The organism is Nodosilinea sp. LEGE 07298 (genome assembly GCF_015207265.1).
Lineage (GTDB): Bacteria > Cyanobacteriota > Cyanobacteriia > Phormidesmidales > Phormidesmidaceae > Nodosilinea.
Map to the genome: position 1 here is coordinate 1 of NZ_JADEXE010000310.1, position 7627 is coordinate 7627.

Below are 7627 nucleotides of genomic sequence, written 5' to 3' on the forward strand. Positions count from 1 at the left end.
GTTGGTGCCATAGCCAGGCCACATGTGAATGACAGGAGCCTGACTGCCGGTAAACCCTTGGGCATGTCTGGCAGAAACAGAATAGGCTGACTGGGCTTGGGCGGGGTGGGATGAGATACCTGCTAGAGAAAGCGCTCCAGCCACAATCCAGGGAGTCCAAGGTGTTTTCATAGCGCCACCGTTTGATTCACGTACACGTCGACCTCAGTGCCTGGTGGCAAATACCAGACGACAGGTCGATTCAAGATTTCGTCTAGGGCCGCCTGATTTCGCGACTCCATCTGCCCCGAGAGCTGCTCAAACGCGCCTTCGAGAATCCCAGCCAGAAGGTTGGGCTCTCCGGTGTCCTGGGTGATCGCGCTACCTCCAGCAGAGGTGATAACCGAGGAGGTTTTGGGCCGATTCACTAACCCCGCTGCCCGAGATAACCCGGCCATGGCCGCCATCGTGGCATCCATCCGAGCGATATCCATTCCTGGGTCGTCATACTTCTGAGCGATCAGAGGGGTGCCCTCCACCCCTCGCAGTTGAATGGCTCCAGCGGACAGCGGGATTTCTTGCCCAGCCTGAATGAATGAAACTACCGTCAGTTGCACCAGGCCGCTGTCTGCCACCGATGTCACCTGCACCACCAGCGATGTGTCTGCCGGTAAGCCGATTTCTCCATCGGCAGCCAGCAAGGGTTCTGTCAGCTGCACCACGAACTGAGGGCTGTCTGTCTCCGCCGCCCAGATCAACGGCGTTTCCAGTACAGCGGAGGCTTGGGTGCCAGTCAGCAGCAGGGGCGATGTCGGGGGCAATGCTACCGGCTGGCCCTGGAGAATGGCCGCTTCTTCGGCATGGTTAATGTCACGGGATGGAGATGGTGTGCTGCCTTGAGCCACTGACGCGAGGACGGGCGTTGGAGCCGCCGTAACTAGCGGTGCAGAAGGTTCCTGCGCCAAAGGACTACCCTGTCCGTAGCTCCCCAAATGGGACAGCGCTAGCCATCGTTCCGTTGGATCGACGACGGGTTGGGACACCGGTTGAGACACGACGGGACGGGCTGAAACCGTAGGGGAGACGGGGGCTGGTCGAGGCGGTAGCGGTGCCGGAGTAGGTCGCGCCGCGACAGGTTGGGGAGGCCGTGACGGGGGTGGAGGAGCCGGAGAAAAATCAGAGGTTTCTCTGGCCGTTGGCGCTTCCGGTTGAGCCGTAGGCTCTTCATTGGCCAGAGCTTCCAGTTCGGCCTGCTGACGTCCCATCGCTAAATCAGTCAGCAGTTGCCCCCGATCATCGGTAGCACTCAACTCGGTTTCCTCGACCATGGGTTCTGGAAAATCGGCTTGCACCTCCTCAGCCGGTGAAGAATCATTCTTCATCACCCCGCTGGTGAAGACGGCTAAAACCCCAATCACCAGACCGGTTCCAGCGGCGACAACGCCCAGCTTGGTGAAGGGGTTGGCTGCCAGGGATAGCTTGGGCTTGTGGGCGGTTAGAGTCTGCCCACCCAAATCCTCAGCGTCCAGGAGGGGTTCTGCCTCCGATGTGGTGTGTGGAGGTACAACCTCCTGTCCAGGCTCAGAGGCCGGTTCTGGTAGGTGTAGCCCCACCAGGTCGGCCATCTCTTGGTCATCCCACAGATTGTTGGGTGTCGTCATCACAAGTCCTCCCGGTCAAGTTCACGGATGGCATAGATTTGCAGGCCGGTTTGGCGAATGCTGTAGATGGCCTGCTCCAAAGGGGTATCGCCATCGGGCACCGCTGGGGCAGTGACGGCCTCGACAAACACTTCCCGGTTAAAGGGAATCGCCTGGCCCAAGGCGTTGGCCTCATCAAAAACATAGAGATGGGCCACCACCGCCACCTTCCAGCGGCCCTCCCCAACCACCTCGGGACTCCCGACATGGTTGATCACCATCACCACCTGACTGGTGCCAGTGAAGACACCTGGTGGCGTCAGTTCGGCCACCCGCTTCAAGAAGTCCTGGCGGAAATCTTCCGAGAAGGCAAAGCTGGCCTGCCAGCTGGCGGTGGCAATATTGCGTCTGCCCCGTTCCACCTCAATCGGTAGGCCGGGGTCGGCCCTGGGCTGGCTGGCCTCCTCTGCCGTGGTCGCAGGCAGGCTGCCGCTCCAGTTGAACATCAGCACCAGGGTGTCATTGACGAAGCGCCGGATCGTCTCTGGGGTGCGCTCCCGAGAGCCTATGGTGCCGACTCGAATGGCCTGCCCGTCCTGCATTTGCACCAGGGTGGGGGCATCCTGGCGACTGAGACGACTCAAGGCACCGGCCTGAAGAAACAAGACCACCAGCATTACCAGCTGCAACCCCACGCTGCCCAAGACAAATAGAGGCAGGTAGTTTGTGTTGCGTTTCTCAATCAACTGCACCATGGGACATGTCCTGATAAATGAAGTCAACGACGCACGCGGTAGGCCCGACGTCTGCCCGAGTAGCCAGGAGCACGGGCAATGCCACCCATGGCCCCCGTCCCCGCAATTACCCCAGCGGTACTGGTGAGGGCTCCAAAAACCGTCATGCCACCGCCCGACGCCAGGGCCAGAGAGAGAATGGGAGCCAGCAGACCCAGAAAGAAGGGAGCAATGAGGGGATGGGAATCCCCGGCATTCAGCACCGCCAGGGAGACCAGGCCCGAGAGGATGTTGAAGCTGAGTTTGGCGATCGCCAAGGAAAAGAACCCCGTCAGCCAGGCGAATAGCGGTTTGGCCCCCACCGGCAGTAATGAGCCGCCCACAGCAAGCGGCCCCAGGGTGGCGGTCAGTAACAACGAGGCTTCAATCAGCCACTGAAAAGCAATATGCAGCGCCATCAACAGGCCTCGGGTCACGGTCTGAAAGCCAGAACCCATCAGCGCTCCCCCAAACCGCAGACCTGAGTCGAGGGGATTATCTCCGGCCTGAGCCGCCTCCAACGCACGGGATAAGGCATTGGGATTGCCAGTTCTAGCGCGGTAGTCCTCGATAAACTCGCGGGCTTCAATCGCCGCCAGTTCAATACAATTCGCCCGCTCTTCGGGGTTTTGCAGTTCATAGCACTGGTTGCGGCGTTGGATGATGGTCTGCTCCACCGAACCTTCCAAGATCGCCGCCTGATAGGCCTCTTGCAGCCGAATATCCGCAGCCGTGTAGGACAAGACGTCCTGGTTGACCTGGTTGATGTAGTTGCGGATGTCTAGGGTGATGGTCGCCAGGCGATCGCCGTTGTTAGAGAGCAGCACAATCACCAGCAGCGGCCAGATGAAGTCGGCGTAGGCGCGGCTGCTTTCTCCTTCCACCATCTGCCGTGTCCACTGAGTCATAAACAGGAGCAGGGTAGCCACAGCGAATAAGACTCCAACCCGAGCCAGGGCAAAGTAAAGCCCCCCCTGAAGCACGCTCTCCCAGAGCTGGTTCCAGCTTTCAGCCACGGCTTCAGACGCGACAGCGCCGCCCTCAATGATGTCGGCGGTGTCGCGGGGTAACTGGGCAATGGGTGAGACGGGCCAATCCAGCAGCATGGGGGTTCACATCCAAATTGACGCCATGACGAACAGACGTCTAGAACAAACGGGCCTGGGCGCTAATTTGCAGGGTGTCGAGGGCACTGCCCAGAGATTGGAGGCGACGGGCACGGGCCTCTTGATCTAGGTTTTGAGACATGTTGGCCAGGTTGAGGTTGGTCAACTGGGCATCCTGGCGAGATTGCAGCAGTTCTGACTGCACCGCCCCCAGAATTTCTGACTGACGCGCATTTTGCTGCGCCATCTGCTTGATCGCCGCCTGGGTGGACACAGCCGTCTGGGCTGAGTCGGCATGCTGATGCACCTGGCCGATGGTGTCTTCAATCCAGGTGATTTTGTCGCGGGTGGCGGCTTGCCCGCTCTGGCCCAGCACCGCATCGACTTGGGCGCGAGTGAGCTGCCGGTCAACTTCATTGGCGGTTTCAAGCCCCGCATAGATGCTGTCGGACTGGGCTAAATCGCCCTCCAGAATCGTTGTCAGCTCTTCTGCAATGGCCGACCGTACCCGATTGGGGTCAACCAGACCCAGATCGCCCAGGGCGTTTTGGATGACGCCCTCCAGATCGCCGGGCAGCGGTGTGAGCAGGTCGGCGATGGTCTGCTCGACATAGGTTTTGCTGGTCTCAAAGGCCTGGCGGAAAATACCGAAGATGTCGGTAAAGGTGGTATCCACCTGCGAGGCGGCGACGGGTTTGATGGGTGCTACCAGCAGGGTGGCGGCCAGGATAGGGATGAGGGCAACGCGAAGGCGCGGGTTCATGAATGACCTCCAGTGGGTAGGGAGTTGAAAGAAGACAGGGGAACTTCAGGATGGGGATTGCGCTCGGCAAACCAGCGCTCGGTGATCACCGAGAGGGGTTCACCCGACTGAATTGAGAGCACCAGCAGTCGGGCAAACTCCGCCAGGCCCGTGAAGGTATCGGGGGCATGGCGCAGCACTAGGTCTCGGGTCGTCTGCTCATCGGGGTTATTGGCCACGGCAGCGAGCTGGGCAAAGGCGGGATAGTAGCGGCAGTAGGTGTAGAGGCCGTTGTTGTCGAGCAGCCACTGGCTGTAGATCCCCTCCCGTTTGGGAAAGAAGCTCTCGCTAGCGTTGCGGCTGATGACGGCCTTGGGATATTTGAGAATGCGCTCAAAGCTATCTACTGCCATAGGCTGAATGCGACCAATCAAACGAGTGGTCAGGTTCTGAAAGATCTTGGCGCTGGCGGGAGATTTATGGACGGTGTCGGGATCTTGAGCCGAGATGATCACCCGAATTCCGGCCTTGGCACCGTTGGCGCAGAGTCGGCCAATCAAGGCTCCAATTTCGTCAAACTCAAACAGGATGGGGGCTTCATCGATGAAGAAGATGGACGCTGGAGCTTCCAGGGCTCGCCGCAGAGCAGCGGCATAGGCGGAAAGGGCCAGCACAGCGGCATCTTCTTCGTTGGATAGATTCCGTAGGGCAAAGACCAGCAGTTGGGCATCGGTCGGAAAGCTGGAGGGAGCAGAGATCGCTCGGCCCACCCGGCTGGAGAGCCAGAACCGGAGCCGCAGCTCAATCATGTCCAGAGCCTTCGCGATATTGCCGCCCACCTGGTTGAGATCCAGCTTCTCGGGCGTGCAGAAGTCGAGGAAGTCAGCCAGGGTGGGCATCTGTGCCCAGCCCGCTGAACCCAAGCGGCCTTCCATCGCCTCCAGGTAGCGTCGCTGAATCGGGGCATCGGCAAAGAAGGCATTGAGGGCCAGCACCAGAATCGAGCGAATGGTCTGGGTCATCACCGAGCTATTGGCCCCAGAGCCCACAATCATGGTCAGCAGGGCGGACTCCAGAAATGACTGAAAGTCATCGAGGCGTTCTTTGCGCTCGTCACCCGGTAGGTGACGCAAGTCGGGCAGCTCGAACAGATTATTGGACTCGCGGGAGATGTCGAAGTACGCCCCACCTACCAGCTGGGTGTAGTCGGTGAAGGTCGAGGAGCCATCGGGCTTGGGAAAATCGAGCGCTACCACTGGGAAGCGGTGGGCCAGTGCCTGGGTGAGGATGCCAGAGACCAAGACTGATTTCCCGGCTCGGGTGGTGGCAAACAGGCCCAGGTTCTGGTGCTGGTTGAACAAGTCCAGGTGGATGGGTTGGCCGCCTTCCTCGGCAATCAGCTCAAAGCCACTCCTATCGCAGGGCTGGGTCACCACCAGCGGCATCAGCCCCGGTGCTTCGCCCGTGAGGTAGAGCTGCCGCCGCCCGAAGGGTGTTGCCATCAAGGCTTCCCAAACAATCGGCAGCGTCTGAAGCCACACTTTCCAGGCATAGTCCTGCTCGCGCTCCACCCAGGCCGGGCGGCGAAAGCAGCTCTGGATATAGCGGCAGGCTTCATCCAGCTGCTCCAGATCCGGTCGATGCACCAGGAATACAACGGCAGTGTGGATCGGTAGAGCCCCTTCGAAGAGTTCTTCCTGGGCCTCAATCGAGCGCTTCATCTTCAGCTCAGCAGCCACATCCACCGAGTGGCTGTCTTCAGCTAACGTCGCCGTCAGGTTTGACTGCTTCAGCATCCGCTGCACGGTAGTTTTTACCAGGGTTTCGTTGGCCCGAGTCAGCTGGCAGAAGATTTCGGTATCGGCCACCGTCTCGCGGGAGAGGATCTCCCACAGGTAGCGCAGTTGGGCCGACTCACTGGCCCAACCACCGGGCTTTTCGAGGAAGGTTAGCGGGGCCGCATACTGGCCTTTGACCTTGACCCAGGTTTTTCCGGCGGTGGGCACCCCGGCCCGCGTTAGTAACGTAGTGCTGTGAATGTCCGAGTTGACCTGCTCGTGTAGGCCATCAGAATCGAGGATGATCAGCTGGGGGATGTCGATGGGGTCACTGGCGTTAAAGCGGTTCCAGAGCAGGCTCCACAAATCCGATTCGCCCAGAGGCTTCACCGAGAGCCCCATCTTGGTTGAGAGCACCTGTTCCCAGAGCAAAAAGCCATCGGTAAACGCCTTGGTGATCACCGTTTGCAGCCGCTGGTTTTTGGCCTGGCGTAGCTCACCCGTGAACGACTTCCACAGGGTCTCGCCCCTGCTGATCACCTTCTCGATGATGTCTTGGGCTCCTTCAGCACCGGTCTGGACAGTGTAGGTAACATACAGCCGCAGAAATTTGGGTTTGCGCAGGCCCTGCTGGGTGAGTTGTTGGACTCTAGCGCGTTCAGCGGTGAGCAAGAACTTGAGAGCCTGGTTAGGGGCGGTCTGGGTGAGCTGAGCTAAGGCCTGTTGGCGATCGCAGTCCGCCGAAAACGACCCCAGATGAATCGTCAACCGCTCACCATTGGGCAGATCCTTCAGCCCCGATTCCAGCTGGTCAAAGACAATCTCCACCTGTTCATCGGTCAGGGTATTGTGAATGCCCCGGCAGTCGAAGCCAAACACAAAGCAGAGGTGCTCGCGGTTCTTGCCCTTCGTAAGAACGTAGGCTCCAACCTGTCGCCCCCGCAGTTCAATTCGCACCATGGCGGCGAGGTGCAGTGCATCTTCAAAGGGCGTCAACGTGCTGACGAACTGGTTGCCGAGCTTGAGTCGGTGTTTGCCGATGGTCTGTTTCATCGTGGGTAAACCTCAGATATCGGGCATAGCCGCGACTCCAGGTGGGAGTCGGCACAAATTTTGCAGTAAACTTCCAGCTCTGCCCCCCGGTGAGAATCCACCAGGTAGACATGCCCCAGGCGGCAATGAATCCAATCGAAGTCCAGCTGAGGCTGAACCCTCGACCCAGTAGATAGGAGGCCCCTGTGATGCAGAACCAGGGAATGATCTGATCTGCCGGAATGGGGCCTAACCGGGGTTGCGCCCCCAGGATGGAGTTAACGGGACGAAACTTAGATGTCATAAGCAGCCCAGCAATGCTGAAAGAACGGTGTAGAGCTGCACCCTCGATCTGAATGGCCGCACAGCGACAACTAGCCAGTGATTAGCGTTGTCAGCACATCGCCAGCGGTGACGGCGATAATGATAATGAGCGGTGTGCGGGCAATAGTTTGGTTAGAGTCGAACATCGGATCGCTCCAATGAACTCTCTTTCAAAACCGGACGTGAGAGTTTCCCCTCATCCGGCTCCTCAATGAACTGACTCGGCCCTAGGAAAGCTGAACATGACCCGTCC

General features: G+C 59.3%; 6 protein-coding genes. All 6 read right to left on the minus strand.

The genetic code is table 11. From position 1 onward, the window contains the following. Positions 1 to 167: 167 nt before the first annotated feature. Genes IQ273_RS27680 through IQ273_RS27705 form a run of 6 tightly spaced genes read right to left on the minus strand, consistent with a single transcriptional unit; the run spans position 168 to position 7354 of the window. On the minus strand, positions 168 to 1640 hold the full coding sequence (locus tag IQ273_RS27680; RefSeq protein WP_194026353.1) for a TrbI/VirB10 family protein: 1473 nt from the start codon (positions 1638 to 1640) through the stop codon (positions 168 to 170). Next, a complete protein-coding gene (locus IQ273_RS27685; RefSeq protein ID WP_194026354.1) occupies positions 1640 to 2374 on the minus strand; it encodes a hypothetical protein in 735 nt (244 codons plus the stop codon). Before IQ273_RS27685 ends, IQ273_RS27680 begins: the two co-directional genes overlap by 1 nt. A 23-nt stretch (positions 2375 to 2397) precedes the next feature. Next, complete coding sequence (locus IQ273_RS27690; RefSeq protein ID WP_194026355.1) at positions 2398 to 3498, minus strand: hypothetical protein; 1101 nt, start codon at positions 3496 to 3498, stop codon at positions 2398 to 2400. Positions 3499 to 3538: 40 nt separating this feature from the next. Beyond that, positions 3539 to 4261, minus strand: coding sequence for a hypothetical protein (locus IQ273_RS27695; protein ID WP_194026356.1), 723 nt, complete (start codon positions 4259 to 4261; stop codon positions 3539 to 3541). Next, a complete protein-coding gene (locus tag IQ273_RS27700) occupies positions 4258 to 7071 on the minus strand; it encodes a hypothetical protein (RefSeq protein WP_228053996.1) in 2814 nt (937 codons plus the stop codon). Before IQ273_RS27700 ends, IQ273_RS27695 begins: the two co-directional genes overlap by 4 nt. Next, a complete protein-coding gene (locus IQ273_RS27705; RefSeq protein WP_194026357.1) occupies positions 7001 to 7354 on the minus strand; it encodes a hypothetical protein in 354 nt (117 codons plus the stop codon). The genes IQ273_RS27700 and IQ273_RS27705 overlap by 71 nt, the downstream gene beginning before the upstream one ends. Positions 7355 to 7627: the final 273 nt, after the last annotated feature.